The sequence below is a fragment of the Aquabacterium commune genome, from assembly GCF_004362855.1.
Taxonomy (GTDB): Bacteria; Pseudomonadota; Gammaproteobacteria; order Burkholderiales; family Burkholderiaceae_C; genus Aquabacterium; species Aquabacterium commune.
On the sequence record NZ_SNXW01000001.1, the window covers coordinates 1 to 17,551 of the forward strand.

The window sequence follows — 17,551 nt, forward strand, 5'->3', positions numbered from 1 at the left end:
TCCCAATCCAAGGCTGCTCTGCTTCATGGGCTCAATGCTCTCAGGCAATCAGGTCTGCGCCAAGCACGTGTCTGGGCGGTTTGTGCAGACCTTCCCTAAGCTCGACCCATGCCCGCCCTCGTCTGGTTCAAGCGCGACCTGCGCCTCACCGACCACGCTGCCGCCCACGCCGCGGGCCAAGCTGCGCCTGACCAGCCCCTGCGCGGCCTCTACATCGCCGAACCCGGCCTGTGGGCCCTGCCCGACGCCGCGGCCCAGCACTGGGCCTTCGTGCGCGAAAGCCTGCTCGACCTGGGCGTGGCGATGCGCTCGGTGGGCGGTGAACTGGCGGTGGACACCGGCGAGGCCGTGGCGGTGCTGGAGCGCCACTGGCAGGCCCAGCCCTTCGACACCATGCTGTCCCACGAGGAAACCGGCAACGACTTCACCTTCCAGCGCGACATCGCCGTGGCCCGCTGGTGCCGTGAGCGCGGCGTGCGCTGGCAGGAGTGGCCGCAGTTCGGCGTGGTGCGCCGGCTGCGCGACCGCGACCACTGGCACCGACACTGGCAGGCCTTCATGTCGGCGCCCACCTGGGCCGCACCCATTGAGCACGGCCTGTCCGACGACGAGGCGATGCGCACCCGCGCCCGGCTGGACCTCGCCCTGCCCACCCTCGCCGACCTGGGGCTGGATGGCGGCATTCCGCCCGCCCGCCAGCGCGGTGGCCGCCTGGCCGCGCTCGGTGTGCTCCACGACTTCCTTCACGACCGCTGCGGCCAGTACCGCGGCGGCATCTCCTCGCCGTTGTCAGCGCCCACGGCCTGCTCGCGGCTGTCGCCCTACCTGGCGCACGGCTGCCTGGGTGCGCGCGAGGTGGTGCAGGCCACCGTGGCGCGCATGGCCGAGCTCGACGCCATCGACAGCCCCAGCGCCAAGCGCCAACGCGCCGGCCTGAGCGCCTTCATGAGCCGCATGCACTGGCACTGCCACTTCATCCAGAAGCTGGAAAGCGAGCCGGAGCTGGAGTGGCGCAACCTGCACCGCGGCTACGACGGCCTGCGCGAGCCCGACTTCAACCAAGCCCACTTCGACGCCCTGCGCCAAGGCCGCACCGGCTGGCCCATGGTGGACGCCTGCGTGGCCATGCTGCGCCACACCGGTTGGGTGAACTTCCGCATGCGCGCCATGCTGGTCTCGGTGGCGAGCTACCCGCTGTGGCTGCACTGGCGGCCGGTGGGCGAGTGGCTGGCCACGCAGTTCCTGGACTACGAGCCCGGCATCCACTGGAGCCAGATGCAGATGCAGGCGGGCACCACGGGCATCAACACCACGCGGGTTTACAACCCCATCAAACAGGCGCAAGACCACGACCCGCACGGCCATTTCGTGCGGCGCTGGCTGCCGGCGATGCGGCGCGTGCCACCCGAGTGGTTGTTCGAACCCTGGCAGATGCCGCCCGAGCTGCAGGCCAGCCTGGGCCTGCGCGTGGGCCGCGACGCCGAAGCCGACATCCCCCAGCCCCTGGTGGCCCTGGACGTGGCCACGCGCGAGGCCAAAGCGCGCGTGCACGGCCTGCGCGCCCAGCCCGAGGTCAAGGCCGCCAAGGCCGAGATCGTGCGCAAACACGGCTCGCGGACCTTCCGCAACGGCAAGCCCAAGCGCGTGGCGAAAGACGCGCCCGAGCCCTCGCCCCAACTGTCCCTGGAGTTCTGAGATGCGCATGCGCCAAAAATCCGAGCTGCCCACCAAGGTGTGCGTGTGCTGCCAACGCCCCTTCGCCTGGCGCAAGAAGTGGGAGCGCGACTGGGAGGGCGTCAAGTACTGCTCCGACCGCTGCCGCCAGACGGGAACCAAGACCAGCGGCAAGGCCGCCCAAGCATGAGCTGCGTCGTCCACTGGTTCCGCAACGATCTGCGGGTGTCGGACAACCCCGCGCTGCTGGCCGCCATCGCCGAGGCCAAGGCGCGCAGTCTGCCCTTGCTGCCCGTCCTCGTCTGGGACCCGGCCCAGGCAGACGCCAGCCGCTGGCTGCCACAACGCATCGGCCCGCACCGCCAGGCCTGGCTGGCCGGCACCGTGGCCGCGCTGGACGCCGAACTGCGCGCCCGCGGCAGCCGCCTGCTGGTGCTGCACGGCGCGCCCGAGGTCGTGCTGCCTGAACTCATGTCGGCCACCGAGGCCGTGGCCCTGCACTCCGAAGACATCCCCGCCCCGGAAGAAGCAGATCAGGCCAAAGCGATCGCCCGCGCGGCCAAGCGCCTGGAGGCGTCCTGCACGTGGTCATGCACCTGGCATTGGCAGTCCACCATGCTGGCGCCCGACGACCTGCCCTTCTCGCAGCGGGACCTGCCCGCCGTCTTCACCACCTTCCGCCAGCACGTTGAGCAAGCCGGCATCGCGCCCCGCACGCCCCTGCCCGCACCGCAGGCCCTGCCGCCGGTGCCCGAGCTGCCAGCCCCGCACAAGGGCCAGCCCCTGCCCGTGGCCGTGCCTTCACCTGACGCGCGCTCGTCATTCCCCTTCCACCAACCGGCCTTCGCGGCCGGTGAACGCGGCGCCCAGGCCCACCTGGCCCAGTACTTCGCGCGCCGCCTGCCGCACAGCTACAAGGCCACGCGCAACGGCCTGAGCGGCACCGACTTCTCCAGCAAACTCTCGCCCTGGCTGGCCACCGGGGCGCTGTCGGCGGCCCAGGCCATCGCGGCCATCCGGGCGTTCGAAGCCGAGCATGGCGCCAACGACGGCTCCTACTGGCTCTGGTTCGAGCTGCTGTGGCGCGAACACTTCCGCCTGCTGCACCTGAAGCACGGCAGCGCGCTGTACCGCGCCCGCGGCCTGAGCCAGCTGCCCACGCCGCCGCACGACGAAGCCGCCTTCCGGTGCTGGTGCGAAGGCCGCACGGGCGAGCCCCTGGTGGACGCCGGCATGCGCGAGCTGGCTGCCACCGGCTGGCTGTCCAACCGCCTGCGCCAGGTGGTGGCCAGCTACCTGATCCATGACCTGGCCTGCGACTGGCGCGCCGGTGCCGCCTGGTTCGAGGCCTGCCTGATCGACTTCGACGTGCACAGCAACCAGGGCAACTGGCTCTACGTGTCGGGCCGCGGCACCGACCCGCGCGGCGGCCGCCGCTTCAACCCCGACAAGCAAACCCGCGAGCACGACCCCGACGGCGCCTACCGCCGCCTGTGGGGCACCGCCTGAGAGCATTTGCATGAAAGCTTCGGCATGACCACCCTGCGCCTGCTGCTGGCCGACCAGCTCGACCCCCAGCACCCCTGGTTCGACAGCGTCGATGAGGGCGTGGTCCACGTCTTCATGGAGGTGCGCCAGGAAACCGACCACGTCCTGCACCACGCGCAGAAAGTGCTGGCCATGTTCGCCGGCATGCGCGAGCTGGCGCGCCAGCTGCGCGAGGCCGGCCACCGCGTGCGCCACGTCGCCGTCGACGACCCAAGCAACCGCCAGTCCTTCACCGACAACCTCGACGCCTTGGTTGCGCACTACCAGGCCACTGCCGTGCAGTACCAGGCGCCCGACGACTGGCGGGTGGACGCGCAACTGGCCCGCTGGGCAGATGCCAGGCGCGCCGAAGGCCTGCAGGTGGACATGGTCGACACCGACCATTTCCTCACCACCCGCGATGAAGCCGCTGAGATTTTTGCCAAGCGCAAGCAGTGGCTGATGGAGCACTTCTACCGCCAGATGCGGCTCAAGCACCGCGTGCTGCTGGACGCCGAAGGCCAGCCCGAAGGCGGCCAGTGGAACTTCGACCACGACAACCGCAAGCCCTGGCCCGGCACCCCGGCCGAGCCTGCCGACTGGCGCACCCCGCACGACCACAGCGCCCTGTGGGCCACCATCGAAGCCGCGGGCGTGAAAACCTTCGGTGACCCGCAGGCCGAGCGCCTGGCCTGGCCCCTGAACCGCGCCGAGGCCTTGCAGCACCTGCAGGCCTTCGTCACCCACGCCCTGCCGCACTTTGGCGACTACCAGGACGCCCTCACCGGCAAGGCCTGGCGGCTCTTCCACTCGCTGCTGTCCTTCGCGCTCAACGTGAAGATGCTGCGGCCGCGCGAGGTGATCGACGCGGCAGAAGCCGCCTGGCACGCAGGCCACGTGCCCCTGGCCGCCGCCGAAGGCTTCATCCGTCAAATATTGGGATGGCGCGAGTACGTGCGCGGCGTCTATTGGGCGCAGATGCCCGGCTACGACGAGAAGAACCACTTCGGCCACGCCCTGCCCTTGCCACCCTGGTTCTGGACGGGCGACACGCAGATGGCCTGCATGGCCCAGGCGGTGGGGCAATCGCTGCGCGAAGCCTATGCCCACCACATCCAGCGCCTGATGGTCATCGGCAACTTCGCCTTGCTGGCGGGCCTGGACCCGCAAGCCGTGCACCGCTGGTACCTGGGCGTTTACATCGACGCCATCGAGTGGGTCGAGCTGCCCAACACGCTGGGCATGAGCCAGTTCGCCGACGGCGGCCTGCTGGCCACCAAACCTTACGTGTCCAGCGCGGCCTACATCGACCGCATGGGCGACCACTGCAAGGGCTGCCATTACCGCAAGAAGGAACGCATCGGCGAGCGCGCCTGCCCCTTCAACGCGCTCTACTGGGACTTCCACCTGCGCTACGACGACCAGCTGCGCCGCAACCCGCGCATCGGCATGGTCTATCGCAACATCGACAAGATGGACGAGGCCGAGCGCGACGCCATCCAGCAGCAGGCCCGCGGCATCCAGGCGCGGCTGGACAGGCTCTGAGCGCCTGCCTCAGCGCTTCAACGCTTCAAACGCCAGCCCGTCTTGAAGATCCAGCCCACCACGCCCAGCGAGCCCAGCATGAAGGCCAGCGTCATGCCCAGGCTGGTGCCCACGCTCACGTCGGCCTGGCCGAGGAAGCACCAGCGGAAGCCGCTGACCAGATAGACCACCGGGTTGAACAGCGAGACCGTCTGCCAGAACGCCGGCAGCATCTTGATGGAGTAGAAGCTGCCGCCCAGGAAGGTCAGCGGCGTGATGATCAGCAGCGGCACCACCTGCAGCTTCTCGAAGTTGTCGGCCCACAGCCCGATGATGAAGCCCACCAGGCTGAAGGTCACCGAGGTCAGCACCAGGAACACCAGCATCCACAGCGGGTGTTCGATGTGCAGCGGCACGAACAGGCCCGCCGTGGCCAGGATGATCAGGCCCAGCACCATCGACTTCGTGGCCGCCGCGCCCACATAGCTCAGCACGATCTCCAGCGGCGACACCGGCGCCGACAGCAGCTCGTAAATCGTCCCGGTGAACTTCGGGAAGTAGATGCCGAAGGACGCGTTCGAGATGCTTTGCGTCAGCAGCGACAGCATGATCAGGCCCGGCACGATGAAGGCGCCGTAGGCCACGCCGTCCACCTCCTGGATGCGCGAGCCGATGGCCGCGCCGAACACCACGAAGTACAGCGAGGTGGAAATGACCGGCGAGACGATGCTCTGCATCAGCGTGCGCCGCGTGCGGGCCATCTCGAAGGCGTAGATCGCACGGATGGCGTGGATGTTCAAGCTCATGCGCGCTCCTCCAGCAGGTTGACGAAGATGTCTTCCAGCGAACTCTGGGTGGTGTGGATGTCACTGAAGCGGATGCCCGCGTCCTGCACGGCCTGCAGCAGGCCGGGCACATCGACGCTGGCGTCGGCGGCGTCGTAGCTGAAGCTCAGGGCCTCGCCGCCCTCGGCCAGGCTCAGGCCCAGCGACAGCAGCCCCGAGGGCAAGGCGTCCAGAGGCTCGGGCAGGCTCAGGGTCAGCTGCTTCTTGCCCAGCTTGCGCATCAGCTCGTCCTTGTCCTCGACCAGCAACAGCTCGCCCTGGCGGATGACGCCGATGCGGTCGGCCATCTCCTGGGCCTCTTCGATGTAGTGCGTGGTCAGGATGATGGTCACGCCCGACTGCTGCAGGCGGCGCACCAGGGCCCACATGTCGCGGCGCAGGGCCACGTCCACGCCTGCGGTCGGCTCGTCGAGGAAGAGCACCCGCGGCTCGTGCGACAGCGCCTTGGCGATCATCACCCGCCGCTTCATGCCGCCCGAGAGCGTCATGATCATGTTGTCCTTCTTGTCCCACAGCGAGAGGTCGCGCAGCACCTGCTCGATCAGCGCCGGGTTCTTCGGCTTGCCGAACAGGCCGCGGCTGAAGCTCACGGTGTTCCAGACGGTCTCGAAGGCGTCGGTGGTCAGCTCCTGGGGCACCAGGCCGATCAGCGCTCGGCTGGCGCGGTAGTCCTGCACCGTGTCGAAGCCGCCCACCGACACGCGCCCGGCGCTGGCCGTGACGATGCCGCAAACGATGCTGATGAGCGTGGTCTTGCCCGCCCCGTTCGGCCCCAGCAGGGCCAGGATTTCGCCCTGGCGGATGTCCAGGTTGACGCCCTTGAGCGCCTGGAAACCCGAGGCATAGGACTTCGACAGCCCTTCGATGGCGATGATGTTCTGCATGGGCTCCAGTGCAGCGGGAAAGGCCTGTCAGGCGGAAAACCCAGCATACCAGCGCGCTAGACTGAACGTCCCGATGCAAGGCCTTGTCCCCAAGGCGCCAACCCATGTCCGGCCCCACCTCCGCCTTCTGGCAAGAACGCTTCGACAAACAGGAAACCCGCTGGGACCGCGGCGCCCCCAGCCCGCAACTGCTGGCCTGGCTGGACAGCGGCGCCCTGGCACCCTGCCGCATCGCCGTGCCCGGCTGCGGTGGCGGCTGGGAGGTGGCCGAACTGGCCCGCCGTGGCTTCGACGTCATCGGCATCGACTACACCGAGGCGGCGGTCGAGCGCTCGCGGGCGCTGCTGGCCTCGCAGCACCTGACGGCCCGCATCGAGCGCGCCGACGTGCTGGCCTGGCAGCCCGACGCCCCGCTGGACGCCATCTACGAGCAAACCTGCCTCTGCGCCATCCACCCCGACCACTGGACGGCCTACGCCGCGCAGCTGCAGCGCTGGCTGAAGCCCGGCGGCACCCTGTTCGCGCTGTTCATGCAGATGGTGCGGCCCGGGGCCACGCAGGAAGGGCTGATCGAAGGCCCGCCCTACCACTGCGACATCAACGCCATGCGCGCCCTCTTCCCCGCCACGCAGTGGGACTGGCCCAAGCCGCCTTATGCCCAGGTGCAGCACCCCAGCCTCTCGCACGAGCTGGCGGTGCCGCTGCGGCGGCGCTGAAGCACATCCAGGCACGCCCACGCAAACACACACACCAACACACACAGGAAGCCATCCCATGCCATTGACCGACGCCCAACGCCAGGCCATCCGAGACGAAGAACTCTTCCGCGACGAAGTGCGCCGCGAACTGACGGCCCTGGGCGGCAAGAAGGCCCCGCCCGGCTGGCTGGAGCGCATCTCCAGCTTCTTCGAATCGAAGACCGGCTTCTGGCTGCTCACCACGGTGCTGGCGGGCGTCACGGCCACGGGCTTCACCGAGCTGCGCAACTACCTCAACCGCGAGGAGATCGCGCAGCGCCAGGCGGCCGAGCGCTCACGCACCGACATGGAAACCGTGCTCAAGCTCGGCCCCATGCTCACCTCGGACAACCGCACCGAGGCCGACATGGCCATCATCCTGCTTGACGCCCTGCTGGTGGACAAGGCCGTGAACGACCGCATCGCCAAGCCCGTGCTGCTGCTGGTGCAGAACACCGTGACCAAGGGCCAGCGCCCCAACGCCACGCCGGCCGAACAAGGCAACGCCAACGCCATCCTGGCCTACATGGACAGCGCCCGCATCGACGCCATCCGCCGGCCCGACACGGCAGGTGCGAGCGCCGCACCGGCAGCGGCTGCGCCCACACCGCTGCTCAAGGCCCTGGACCAGACCGTCCTGCCCGCCCGCGTGTACCTGCAGATCGGCCGCGAAACCGACCGCCCCGTGGCCACCGCGGCGCAGAAGGCCCTGCGCGAAGCGGGCCTGATCGTGCCGGGCATCGAGGTGGTCAGCGACCGCCGGGCACCGGCCCGCAACGACCTTCGCTACTGCGCCGACCGCGTGGACGAGGCCGTGCTGGCGCGCGTGCGCAGCGCCGTGGACAGCGCCATCCAGCCGGCGCCCGTGGCCCTCACCCTGCCGCCCGCCATGTGCACCAAGGTGCGCCACAACCACTTTGAAATCTGGTACGCCCTGCAGCCGACCTGAGGCCCGACGCCGTCAACAGGCCAGGGATGGCCGGGGCACGCCGGCATCCGGCAGCACCACCGCCAGGCCCTGTGCCTGCAGCGTCCACACCGTGCCCAGGGCCGTGCACAAGCGCAGCGTGAGCGGCCCGGTCAGGGTGCCCGGCAAGTCGAAAGCCACACGGGCCCGCCCCTCGCCCGCCACCCGAAGTTCGCTGTCGGCCAAGCGGCCCCACAGGCCCTCGGGCGCAGGCTCGGCGCCCACCGCCGTGGCACCCAGCAAGCGCCACACCACACCGGCCAGGTAGGCCGTGTCGTCGCCCTGGCCGAGGCGTGGCGGCGTGGCGGGCTGCACCTGGGCCACGGCGAAGGCCAGCACGAGGTCATCGCCCTCCCGGGTGATGCGCGCCAGCTCAGAGCCCGACAGGCTCATGCGCCACAGGGGCGGGTCGGCCGTCACACGTCGATCTCAACGTCGTCCCCGCGCAGCTCCATCAGCTCGCGGCGCGAGGCGGCCTCGCCCTTGCCCATCAGCTTGTTGAAGGAAGTCTCGGTCAGCTCGAAGCCCGGCTCGCCATAGGCCACGGGCAGCAGGCGGCGGGTGTCGGGGTTCAGGGTGGTGTCCCACAGCTGCTCGGCGTTCATCTCGCCCAGGCCCTTGAAGCGGCTGATGCTCCAGGCGCCTTCGCGGCAACCTTCCTTGCGCAACTTGTCGAGGATGGCGGTGAGCTCGCCCTCGTCCAGCGCGTAGAGCTTGGCCGCCGGCTTCTTGCCACGCGCCGGCGCATCGACACGGTACAGCGGCGGGCGGGCGATGTGGATGTGCCCTGCCTCGATCAGCTTGGGGAAGTGGCGGAAGAACAGCGTGAGCAGCAGCACCTGGATGTGCGAGCCATCGACATCGGCGTCCGACAGGATGCAGACCTTGCCGTAGCGCAGGCCGCTCAGGTCGGGCGAGTCGTTGGGGCCGTGCGGGTCCACACCGATGGCCACCGAGATGTCGTGGATTTCGTTGTTCTTGAACAGCAGGTCGCGCTCAACCTCCCAGGCGTTGAGCACCTTGCCGCGCAGGGGCAGGATGGCCTGCGTCTCCTTGTTGCGGCCCATCTTGGCGCTGCCGCCGGCCGAATCGCCCTCGACCAGGAAGACTTCGTTCAGGCTGAGGTCGCGGCTTTCGCAATCGGTCAGCTTGCCGGGCAGCACGGCCACGCCGGAGCCCTTTTTCTTCTCGACCTTTTGCCCTGCGCGCTGGCGGGCCTGGGCCTGCTTGATGACCAGCTCGGCCAGCTTCTTGCCGTGGTCCACGTGCTGGTTGAGCCACAGCTCCAGCGCGGGCTTGACGAAGGTGCCCACCAGGCGCACGGCGTCGCGGCTGTTCAGGCGCTCCTTGGTCTGGCCCTGGAACTGCGGGTCCAGCACCTTGGCGCTCAGCACAAAGCTGGCGCGTGAAAAAACGTCATCGGGCATCAGCTTGACGCCCTTCGGGGTCAGCGCGTGCATCTCGATGAAGCCCTTGACCGCCTGGAACAGCCCGTCCTTCAGGCCCGCCTCGTGCGTGCCACCGGCCACCGTCGGGATGAGGTTGACGTAGCTCTCGCGCATGGGCGCGCCGTCTTCGGTGAAGGCCACGCACCAGGCGGCGCCCTCGCCTTCGGCGAAGTTCTCGCTCTCGGAGCTGGTGGCGTACTGCGCGCCCTCGAACAGCGGGATCACGGGCTCGGCGTTGAGCGACTGCGAGAGGTAATCGCGCAGGCCGCCCTTGTAGAGCCAGGTCAGCACCTCGGGCTCTTTGCCGGTTTTCTCGATGGTGAGCGTGATGGTCACGCCCGGCATCAGCACGGCTTTGCTGCGCAGCATGTGCACCAGCTCGCTGCGGGGCAAATCGGCGCTCTCAAAATACTTGGCGTCGGGCCACACGCGCACCGTGGTGCCCTGCTTGCGGTCACCCGCGGCCCCCGTGACGGCGGGGCGCACGGCCACCGGCTCGATGACGTCGCCGCCGCTGAAGGCCAGCGTGGCGACCTGCTTGTCGCGGCACACCGTGACTTGCAGGCGCGTGGACAGCGCGTTGGTCACGCTCACGCCCACGCCGTGCAGGCCGCCCGAGAAGCTGTAGGCGCCGCCCGAACCCTTGTCGAACTTGCCACCGGCGTGCAGGCGGGTGAAGACGATTTCCACCACGCTGACGCCTTCTTCCGGGTGCAGGCCGAAGGGGATGCCGCGGCCGTCGTCCTCCACGCTGATGGAGCCATCGGCGTGCAAAGTGAGGCCGATGCGCTTGCCGAAGCCCGCCAGGGCCTCGTCGGCGGCGTTGTCGATGACTTCCTGGACGATGTGCAGCGGGTTGTCCGTGCGGGTGTACATGCCCGGACGCTGCTTGACGGGCTCCAGACCCTTGAGGACGCGGATGGAACCTTCGCCGTAAGCGGCCGAAGGTGCGGAAGAGGAAGCGGTGGGTGCGGGGGTGGCCATGCGGGGATTCTAGTCAGCCCACCGCACACACAGCCTGACGCGCCAGGCAGGGAGGGCGGCACGCCGAGCTTGGCGCCCGAGCAGCGGCCCAACGCGAGCCGCACGTGGACGACAGAGCGCGGCGCGCGACTGGGAGAGGCTGGCGCACAAGCTTTGGCGGTGCTGAGACCGCCCCCCGCGTGCGGCGCGCAAGCCCCGTCGGGCGGGCTGCCGGGCGTTTGGCTCGGCGCGCAAGGCTTTGTGCGCGGCCCGCAAGACTTTTTGCTTTGCGCGCCGAGCCCGCACACCTTGCGCGCGACGCGTTTTGGCTTACGCGCCGCATGGCGAACCTTGCACACAAGCCAGCGAGCCTTGCGCGCCACACAAAAAGCCTTGCACGCGACGTTGCTGAACCTTGCGCGTGAGGGCTTTCGGATTGCGGACGGAGCTTTCTGGCTTGCGCACTGAGCGAAATGGCTGACGCGCAAGCGCCCGTGAGCGACTTGGCGGCGTCAAAGCCCCTCGTTATAGTGAGCGCGATACACAAACGAACACTTGGGAGCGGGGCATGGGGGCTTGTGCAGGGGTGCTGGAGCGGAAGGGGCGGCTGTACCGAAGGGTGCAAATGAATGAGATCAGCATGCGGCGATTTGACCGGCTGGTCTGATTGCATTCAGGCAACTCACACCACAAACACCATGAAACTTTTCATCGACTCAAACCACCTTTCCCCCTACGCAATGTCTGCGTTTGTCGCTCTACGCGAAAAATCCATCCCATTTGATGTTGTACCGATCGATCTTCAGGGCAATGAGCATTCAGGACCACTCTATGCTGGGGTTTCAACGACCCTTCGCGTCCCAACCCTTGGCCACGATCAATTCACCCTCTCAGAGTCGTCCGCGATTTGCGAGTATCTTGAAGAAATTCATCCGGCCACACCGATCTATCCGGCCAATGTTCGAGATCGCGCTAAAGCGCGGGAGATCCAAGCCTGGCTTCGCAGCGATCTGATGCCCATTCGGATGGAGCGCTCAACTGAGGTGGTGTTTCTGAAACGCACACCGGCTCAACTTTCCAGCGTCGCGCGAATTGCGGCCGAAAAATTGTTCAAGGCTTCCGAGCAACTCTTGTCAGCAGGCCACGCAACACTGTTTGAGCAGTGGTGCATCGCAGACACCGATTTGGCACTGATGCTAAACCGGCTTGTCATGGCAGGCGATCAAGTACCGGAGCGTTTGGCACAATATGCCAGGACTCAGTGGCAACGCCGAAGTGTTCAAGAATGGGTCAACATGCAACGGGCAATCCAATGACCGCCCTCCTCTCAAAGACCCCGCGATGGACCTCGAAGCCGCGTTGATCATTGTCCAATTGGCCGGACCCGTGGCGGTCTTCTTTGCGCCCGCTCGGAGGTTGCAAATGGCTTTCGCCATCGTCTTTGGCATCCAATGCCTTGCCATTTGGCATGGTGGCTGTGTCACATCAACATGGCAGTGCCCCAACTCATGCAAATGGTTCTTTGGCACATGCGAACGTGTTGGCGATGGCAACGATGCAGCGCCTTTCGGCATCGCTCTGCTCGCACTGGTTTCGCTTGCTGGGCTCGCTGTGGCCACGGGTATGCAGCAGCGGCGCCTGAGCCAGAGTCCCTGGCACTGTTTGTCATGGGCCTGATCACGGTGTCCGTGGCGAGCCGGCACGCAAATCGACAGTCCAATGGGCGCGCATCACGCAGCCACGCCTGACCCCATCGCGGGTGCGCCATCTTGGAGCGAGGCCATGTCGATCACGAAGCGGTACTTCACATCGGCCTTGATCAGGCGCTCGTAGGCCTCGTTGATGTCCTGGATGCGGATGAGCTCGATGTCCGACGTGATGCCGTGCTGGCCGCAGAAGTCCAGCATGGCCTGCGTTTCGGCGATGCCTCCGATCAAGGAGCCCGCCAGGGCCTTGCGGCCGCGCACCATGGGCACGGTGTTGAGCGGCACGGTCAGCGGCCCCAGGTAGCCCACCATCACGAGGGTGCCGTTCGACGCCAGCGTGGGCAGGTAGGGGTTCACGTCGTGGTCGCAGGGCACGGTGTCGATGACGAGGTCGAAGCGGCCCGTCACGCTGGCCATCTGCCCTTCGTCGGTCGAGATGACGATGCGGTCGGCGCCCAGGCGGCGCGCATCGGCCTCCTTGCCGGGCGAGCGCGAAAACAGCGTCACTTCGGCCCCCATGGCCTTGGCCAGCTTCAGGCCCATGTGGCCCAGGCCTCCCAGGCCCACGATGGCGACGCGGCTGCCCGGCCCCACCTGCCAGTGGCGCAGCGGTGACCAGGTAGTGATGCCGGCGCACAGCAGCGGTGCGGTTGCGGCCGGGTCCAGCGCCTCGGGCACCTTCAGCACGAAGTCCTGCGCCACGACGATCTGCTCGCTGTAGCCGCCCTGGGTGGCGCTGCCGTCGATCGGGTCCTTGCTGTTGTAGGTGTAGGTGGCGCCGCTTTCGCAGTACTGCTCCCAGCCCTTGCCGCAGCTGCCGCAATGGCGGCAGGAGGCGACCATGCAACCCACGCCGACGCGCTCACCCGGCTGGAAGCGGCTCACCTCGGCGCCCACCGCCACGACCCGGCCGATGATTTCGTGGCCCGGCACGATGGGGTACTGGGCGTTGCCCCAGTCGTTGCGCACGGTGTGCAGGTCGGAGTGGCAGACCCCGCAGTAGAGGACCTCGATGACCACGTCGTCGGGCCGCGGGCTGCGGCGGTCGAACTGGAACAGGCCCAGGCGGCCGGTGGGCGAGTGGGCGGCGTAGCTGCGAACGGGGGTGGTCATGGGCTGTCCTTGGGGTGAATGGGGTGGAGGAGCGGAAGGGGAGGAAGGGGTGCTCCAGTGTCGTTGCTGTTCACTCTTGCGGTGTGCGCTCCAGACGGCCGACGTCGAAGCCTTGCTGCGTCAGGCGGCCCAGCAGCGCATGGTAGGCGGAGGCGTCCACCTGCGGCGTGCGCGACAGCACCCACAGGAACTCGCGGCGGGGTTCGCTCACGGCCACCAGCTGGTAGCGCGCGTCCAGGTCGATGACCCAGTAATCGCCCCAGACCATGGGCAGGAAAGACAACCACGCCGGCGCGAAGCGCACCTCCAGCTTGGGCGATGTGGTCGCGCCAATCTGGCGGGCCTGGCCGATCGCTTCGAGGGTGTCGCCCTGCGCCGTGCGGCAGCGGTTGGCCACGCGCACGGTGCCGTCGCCCTGCAAGGCGTACTCGGCCGCGGTGTTGCGCGCGCATTTGCGCTGGAAACGGTTGGGAAAATTGGCAATCTCGAACCAGGTGCCCATATAGCGGGGCACGTCGAGCGCGGCGATGGGCGCGATGGGTGCGATGGGCATGACCGGTGCCGTCGGCTGCACGGGCTGCGCCGCAGCGGCATGCGCGTGCCAGGCCCACAGCGCGAGCGCCGCAGCCCGCAGTGTCAGCTTGAAAGTGGGGGGGGTTGTCATAGAGGTGCAGCTTAGCGCGCCAGCGCCGGCGCCGGGCGGCACGTTGCGCCTCACTACACTGGGCAGCCCTGCCCCATGAACACCCATGACCGCCCACACTGCCCCGCCCGCCCTGCCCGCCCTGCCCGATCTCAGCGACCACGCCCCCTCGCACTGCAGCGCCTGTGGTGCGGCCGCGCCACAGCCCCTGGGCGACAGGGACTTCGCCTACAGCTGCAACGACCACTTCGCCGGCACGGCGCAGTTCCCCCCGGCCAACGCCCCCGTGCGCTACCACCGCTGCGGCAGCTGCCAGTTCACCTTCACGGCCGCGCTGGACGGCTGGACGCCGCAGGATTTCCAGGCCCACATCTACAACGCCGACTACGTGCGCGCCGACCCGGTGTTCGCCGACGTCCGTCCCACGCGCAACAGCCAGATGGTGGCGGCCCTGTGGAACCGCGCCCTGCAAGACACCGTGGTGCTGGACTTCGGCGGCGGCGACGGCACCTTCGCGCGCCGCTTGCAGGCCATGGGCCACCGCTGCCACACCGTGGACCCCTTCCATGGCGAAGACACGCCCGAGCTGCTGGACCACTACGACCTCATCACCTGCTTCGAGGTCATCGAGCACGTGCCCCATGGCGACCTCGACGCCTGGTTCACCACCCTGCTCGGCCACCTGAGCCCGCAAGGCACCGTGCTGCTGAGCACCGAGTTGCTGGACGCCGACATGGCCCTGAGCAACTGGTACATCGCCCCGCGCAACGGCCACATCAGCCTGCACACTGCAGCCAGCCTGCGCGCCCTGGCCGCGCGCCACGGTCTGAGCTTGTTCAGCATCAACCATGAGATGCACCTGCTGCGCAGGGTGTGAGGGTGGTGGGCCCTGCGGCCCTCAGGGCATGTTCAGGGGCGGCTTGGGTGGCGTGTCGCCGGGGTTCATCGGGCAGGGGTTGATCTGGCTGGGGTTGATCTGGCTTGGGGTCGCACAAGCGGCGCCTGGGCCGACGAGTTGATCGCCGTCCCAGCGTTGGCCGCACCAGCAGCGCCCTTCGGCGTCGATGATGCAGGTGCCGCTGCCACAGCAGCGCGGGTCGTCAGACATGGGAATCCTTGGTTGATGAATGGACGATGTTGCGCCGCTGAAGGCGCGTCGCCGGGGCACTGCACGCACTTGTCCTGGCTTTGTCTCCGACCTCGGTCCGACCAGGCTGGCCGAGCACGCGGGGCTCAATGAACCCACAGCACCTCCAACTGCTGCCGGGCTGGCGCGCCAGGCAGCGACACCTCGTCACCTTCGCATTTGCCCAGCATGGCCTTGCCCAAAGGGGCTTCGCAGCTGATGACCTGAACGCGCTGGGCGCCGCAAACCAATTGCATGCTGCCCCCATCCGGGCCGAGAAAGAGCTGTTGCTGCTGGTCGTCGGCACCGATCAGGCAGACCAGTGCGCCAAGCTGGATGCCTTGGCGGGCGTCGTAAGCGCGCGGGCGGAATTGGCGCCAATGGGCCATCGCCTGGCGGATGGCTTCGGCGCGACGCGCTTGGCCGGTGGCCAGGTAGGCGGCTTCGAGCCCCAGCGTGTCGTATTTGTTTTCGGCGATGTTTTCTTCGTGCGTCGCCGTTTCATGGGCCGCGCGCGCTGCCTGTTCGACCTGCAGCAGGTCTTCGGCAAGCCTCTCCAGCACCTGCTGCTGCAGCCAGTGTTTGTCCATGGTGAAAGGTGGGCATGTCGCACAAGCGGTGGGCTTGCTTCGATGATGAGCGCCTCCCATGGCGCAACGGTGCCCATGCAGGTTGGGCGAGCACCACGGCCTGGGTCAATGCTGGCGGGCCAGCTTGAACACCGCCACCGCCTGCACGAGCTGCTGTGCCTGGCCCTTCAGGCTCTCTGCAGCGGCGGCACTTTCCTCGACCAGCGCGGCATTCTGTTGGGTGGCCTGGTCCATCTGCGTGACGGCTTGCCCCACTTGCTGGACGCCCGAGCTCTGCTCCACGCTGGCGGAGCTGATCTCGCTGACGATGTCGCTGACGCGCTTGATCGAGCCGACGATCTCGTCCATGGTCTTGCCGGCTTGATCGACCAGCGACGTGCCTTGCTCCACCTGCTCGACGCTGCGGCCGATCAGCGACTTGATCTCCTTGGCCGCATCGGCGCTGCGTTGGGCCAGGCTGCGCACCTCAGACGCCACCACCGCGAAACCCCGGCCTTGTTCGCCCGCACGGGCGGCCTCGACGGCTGCGTTCAGCGCCAGGATGTTGGTCTGGAAGGCGATGCCGTCGATGACGCTGATGATGTCGCCGATCTTGCGGCTGCTGTCGTTGATGCCCTGCATGGTGGTGACCACCTGACCCACGACATCGCCGCCACGCGCCGCCACGGCGGAGGCACTCTGCGCCAGCTGGTTGGCCTGCATGGCGCTGTCGGTGTTGTGCCTCACCGTGGTGCCCAGCTCCTCCATCGTGGCTGCGGTCTGCTGCAGCGCACTGGCCTGCTGCTCCGTGCGGCCGGACAGGTCCTGGTTGCCTTGCGCGATCTGCGCGCTCGCCGTGGCCACGCTCTCTGAGTTGTCGCGCACTTCGGTGACGACCTGCACCAGGCTGTTGCGCATGCGGGCCAGGCCCGCCATCAAACTGTCGGTGTCGCCCGGGCTCAGCACGATCTGCACCGTGAGGTCGCCCTGCGCCACCGCATTCACCGTGCTCGCTGCCTCGCTGGGCTCGGCCCCGAGCTGGCGGAAGATGCTGCGTGTCAGCGCCCAACCCAGCACACCTGTCAGGGCCAGCAGGCCCAGACCGCCCAAGAGCAGCGTGTAGGTCGTGCTGGCCATCGTTGACTCCTGCGCCTGAGAACGCACGACCAGCAGGGAGGACTCTTCCTTGGCAAAATCGGTGATGCCGGCCCTGAAGGCGTCCATGGCGACCTTGTCTTTGCCGGCACTGAACTCACGCAGCAATTCGTCTTGCGTCACCTTGCCAGCGGTGGTGTCGCGGCGCAGGGTGACCAATGCGTTGGCCACGGCCATGAACTGCTGGTGGTTGGCCATCAGCTTGTCCAAACGGTCCTGCTGTGCGGGGTTGTCCGAGGTGAGCGACTTGGCTTCTTTGAAGGCCAGGCCAAAGGCCTGCTGGCCGGCGGTGAAAGGCTCGAGGAACTTCTCTTGCCCACCCGCGACGAAGCCGCGCAGGCCGGTTTCGATGTTGACCATGTTCAGCAGCATGCTGTCGGCCTCGGCCAGCACCTTGCGGGTGTGCGTGTTCCAGTTCACGGTGTCGCGCAACTTGTCGGTGTTGACCAGTGCGACGCCGATGAGCGCCACTGCCAGCATCAGGATGGCTGCAAACGTGAGCGTCAGGCGTTTCTTCAGCGACCAGTGATGGAACATGGGGAGATCTCCGTTGGGTTTGGCAGCCTCTGGGCTGTTGTGCATGGGTGGCGCTGCGGCCCGCCACAGCACGCTGACAACCATGACTTGGGGATTCATCGGCACGTTCAGGGCGACATTGAGCACGCCCGGA

The 17,551-nt window shown here is 67.8% G+C and carries 18 protein-coding genes; 9 read left to right on the forward strand and 9 right to left on the reverse strand.

What is annotated here, in order from left to right:
- Window positions 1-108 precede the first annotated feature (108 nt).
- Genes EV672_RS00005 through EV672_RS00020 form a run of 4 tightly spaced genes read left to right on the forward strand, consistent with a single transcriptional unit; the run spans window position 109 to window position 4,746 of the window.
- Window positions 109-1,695, forward strand: coding sequence for a cryptochrome/deoxyribodipyrimidine photo-lyase family protein (locus EV672_RS00005; RefSeq protein ID WP_133605556.1), 1,587 nt, complete (start codon window positions 109-111; stop codon window positions 1,693-1,695).
- 7 nt (window positions 1,696-1,702) lie between these two features.
- On the forward strand, window positions 1,703-1,864 hold the full coding sequence (locus EV672_RS00010) for a DUF2256 domain-containing protein (RefSeq protein WP_133605557.1): 162 nt from the start codon (window positions 1,703-1,705) through the stop codon (window positions 1,862-1,864).
- Window positions 1,861-3,183, forward strand: coding sequence for a DASH family cryptochrome (locus EV672_RS00015; RefSeq protein WP_133605558.1), 1,323 nt, complete (start codon window positions 1,861-1,863; stop codon window positions 3,181-3,183). Before EV672_RS00010 ends, EV672_RS00015 begins: the two co-directional genes overlap by 4 nt.
- A 24-nt stretch (window positions 3,184-3,207) precedes the next feature.
- Entirely contained in the window at window positions 3,208-4,746 is a 1,539-nt protein-coding gene (locus EV672_RS00020; protein WP_133605559.1) for a cryptochrome/photolyase family protein, read from the forward strand.
- Between the two features lie 17 nt (window positions 4,747-4,763).
- Here the strand turns inward: EV672_RS00020 and EV672_RS00025 are convergent, their stop codons facing one another.
- Both EV672_RS00025 and EV672_RS00030 read right to left on the reverse strand, forming a co-directional pair.
- Window positions 4,764-5,525 carry an ABC transporter permease gene (locus EV672_RS00025; protein WP_133606357.1) on the reverse strand — a complete coding sequence of 254 codons (762 nt, stop codon included), beginning with the start codon at window positions 5,523-5,525 and terminating at the stop codon, window positions 4,764-4,766.
- Window positions 5,526-5,527: 2 nt separating this feature from the next.
- Window positions 5,528-6,454 carry an ABC transporter ATP-binding protein gene (locus EV672_RS00030; protein WP_133605560.1) on the reverse strand — a complete coding sequence of 309 codons (927 nt, stop codon included), beginning with the start codon at window positions 6,452-6,454 and terminating at the stop codon, window positions 5,528-5,530.
- 104 nt (window positions 6,455-6,558) lie between these two features.
- Between EV672_RS00030 and EV672_RS00035 the strand changes: the two genes are divergently transcribed.
- Entirely contained in the window at window positions 6,559-7,170 is a 612-nt protein-coding gene (locus tag EV672_RS00035; RefSeq protein WP_133605561.1) for a methyltransferase domain-containing protein, read from the forward strand.
- Between the two features lie 58 nt (window positions 7,171-7,228).
- The gene (locus tag EV672_RS00040) at window positions 7,229-8,140 is read left to right on the forward strand and encodes a hypothetical protein (protein ID WP_133605562.1); all 912 of its coding nucleotides are present in this window, start codon (window positions 7,229-7,231) and stop codon (window positions 8,138-8,140) included.
- Between the two features lie 12 nt (window positions 8,141-8,152).
- Here the strand turns inward: EV672_RS00040 and EV672_RS00045 are convergent, their stop codons facing one another.
- On the reverse strand, window positions 8,153-8,578 hold the full coding sequence (locus EV672_RS00045; protein ID WP_133605563.1) for a hypothetical protein: 426 nt from the start codon (window positions 8,576-8,578) through the stop codon (window positions 8,153-8,155).
- Complete coding sequence (locus EV672_RS00050) at window positions 8,575-10,590, reverse strand: DNA topoisomerase IV subunit B (protein WP_133605564.1); 2,016 nt, start codon at window positions 10,588-10,590, stop codon at window positions 8,575-8,577. Before EV672_RS00050 ends, EV672_RS00045 begins: the two co-directional genes overlap by 4 nt.
- Before the next feature lie 677 nt (window positions 10,591-11,267).
- On the opposite strand from EV672_RS00050, the gene yfcF reads away from it, so the two are divergent.
- Complete coding sequence (gene yfcF / locus EV672_RS00055) at window positions 11,268-11,885, forward strand: glutathione transferase (RefSeq protein ID WP_133605565.1); 618 nt, start codon at window positions 11,268-11,270, stop codon at window positions 11,883-11,885.
- A gap of 25 nt (window positions 11,886-11,910) precedes the next feature.
- Entirely contained in the window at window positions 11,911-12,246 is a 336-nt protein-coding gene (locus EV672_RS00060) for a hypothetical protein (RefSeq protein WP_133605566.1), read from the forward strand.
- Between the two features lie 53 nt (window positions 12,247-12,299).
- Here EV672_RS00060 and EV672_RS00065 read toward each other — a convergent pair whose 3' ends face one another.
- Window positions 12,300-13,388 carry an NAD(P)-dependent alcohol dehydrogenase gene (locus tag EV672_RS00065; RefSeq protein ID WP_133605567.1) on the reverse strand — a complete coding sequence of 363 codons (1,089 nt, stop codon included), beginning with the start codon at window positions 13,386-13,388 and terminating at the stop codon, window positions 12,300-12,302.
- A 70-nt stretch (window positions 13,389-13,458) separates the two neighbouring features.
- Window positions 13,459-14,052, reverse strand: coding sequence for a lipocalin family protein (locus tag EV672_RS00070; RefSeq protein ID WP_424923092.1), 594 nt, complete (start codon window positions 14,050-14,052; stop codon window positions 13,459-13,461).
- Between the two features lie 85 nt (window positions 14,053-14,137).
- Between EV672_RS00070 and EV672_RS00075 the strand changes: the two genes are divergently transcribed.
- Window positions 14,138-14,908 (forward strand): class I SAM-dependent methyltransferase, encoded by a 771-nt coding sequence (locus EV672_RS00075; protein ID WP_133605568.1) that lies wholly within the window; start codon window positions 14,138-14,140, stop codon window positions 14,906-14,908.
- Between the two features lie 21 nt (window positions 14,909-14,929).
- On the opposite strand, the gene EV672_RS00080 is transcribed toward EV672_RS00075, so the two are convergent.
- The 3 genes from EV672_RS00080 to EV672_RS19180 all read right to left on the reverse strand — a co-directional run bounded on the left by EV672_RS00080 (window position 14,930) and on the right by EV672_RS19180 (window position 17,418).
- On the reverse strand, window positions 14,930-15,139 hold the full coding sequence (locus EV672_RS00080; protein ID WP_133605569.1) for a hypothetical protein: 210 nt from the start codon (window positions 15,137-15,139) through the stop codon (window positions 14,930-14,932).
- Window positions 15,140-15,264: 125 nt separating this feature from the next.
- Window positions 15,265-15,747 carry a GreA/GreB family elongation factor gene (locus EV672_RS00085; RefSeq protein ID WP_133605570.1) on the reverse strand — a complete coding sequence of 161 codons (483 nt, stop codon included), beginning with the start codon at window positions 15,745-15,747 and terminating at the stop codon, window positions 15,265-15,267.
- A gap of 105 nt (window positions 15,748-15,852) precedes the next feature.
- Entirely contained in the window at window positions 15,853-17,418 is a 1,566-nt protein-coding gene (locus tag EV672_RS19180) for a methyl-accepting chemotaxis protein (RefSeq protein WP_279536161.1), read from the reverse strand.
- Window positions 17,419-17,551: the final 133 nt, after the last annotated feature.

Bases quoted from the DNA above. Each gene is read 5' to 3' on its own strand.
- EV672_RS00005 (WP_133605556.1), top strand. From the start codon at position 109: ATGCCCGCCCTCGTCTGGTTCAAGCGCGACCTGCGCCTCACCGACCAC.
- EV672_RS00010 (WP_133605557.1), top strand. From the start codon at position 1,703: ATGCGCCAAAAATCCGAGCTGCCCACCAAGGTGTGCGTGTGCTGCCAA.
- EV672_RS00015 (WP_133605558.1), top strand. From the start codon at position 1,861: ATGAGCTGCGTCGTCCACTGGTTCCGCAACGATCTGCGGGTGTCGGAC.
- EV672_RS00020 (WP_133605559.1), top strand. From the start codon at position 3,208: ATGACCACCCTGCGCCTGCTGCTGGCCGACCAGCTCGACCCCCAGCAC.
- EV672_RS00030 (WP_133605560.1), bottom strand. From the start codon at position 6,454: ATGCAGAACATCATCGCCATCGAAGGGCTGTCGAAGTCCTATGCCTCG.
- EV672_RS00035 (WP_133605561.1), top strand. From the start codon at position 6,559: ATGTCCGGCCCCACCTCCGCCTTCTGGCAAGAACGCTTCGACAAACAG.
- EV672_RS00040 (WP_133605562.1), top strand. From the start codon at position 7,229: ATGCCATTGACCGACGCCCAACGCCAGGCCATCCGAGACGAAGAACTC.
- EV672_RS00050 (WP_133605564.1), bottom strand. From the start codon at position 10,590: ATGGCCACCCCCGCACCCACCGCTTCCTCTTCCGCACCTTCGGCCGCT.
- yfcF (WP_133605565.1), top strand. From the start codon at position 11,268: ATGAAACTTTTCATCGACTCAAACCACCTTTCCCCCTACGCAATGTCT.
- EV672_RS00060 (WP_133605566.1), top strand. From the start codon at position 11,911: ATGGACCTCGAAGCCGCGTTGATCATTGTCCAATTGGCCGGACCCGTG.
- EV672_RS00065 (WP_133605567.1), bottom strand. From the start codon at position 13,388: ATGACCACCCCCGTTCGCAGCTACGCCGCCCACTCGCCCACCGGCCGC.
- EV672_RS00070 (WP_424923092.1), bottom strand. From the start codon at position 14,052: ATGACAACCCCCCCCACTTTCAAGCTGACACTGCGGGCTGCGGCGCTC.
- EV672_RS00075 (WP_133605568.1), top strand. From the start codon at position 14,138: ATGACCGCCCACACTGCCCCGCCCGCCCTGCCCGCCCTGCCCGATCTC.
- EV672_RS00080 (WP_133605569.1), bottom strand. From the start codon at position 15,139: ATGTCTGACGACCCGCGCTGCTGTGGCAGCGGCACCTGCATCATCGAC.
- EV672_RS00085 (WP_133605570.1), bottom strand. From the start codon at position 15,747: ATGGACAAACACTGGCTGCAGCAGCAGGTGCTGGAGAGGCTTGCCGAA.
- EV672_RS19180 (WP_279536161.1), bottom strand. From the start codon at position 17,418: ATGTTCCATCACTGGTCGCTGAAGAAACGCCTGACGCTCACGTTTGCA.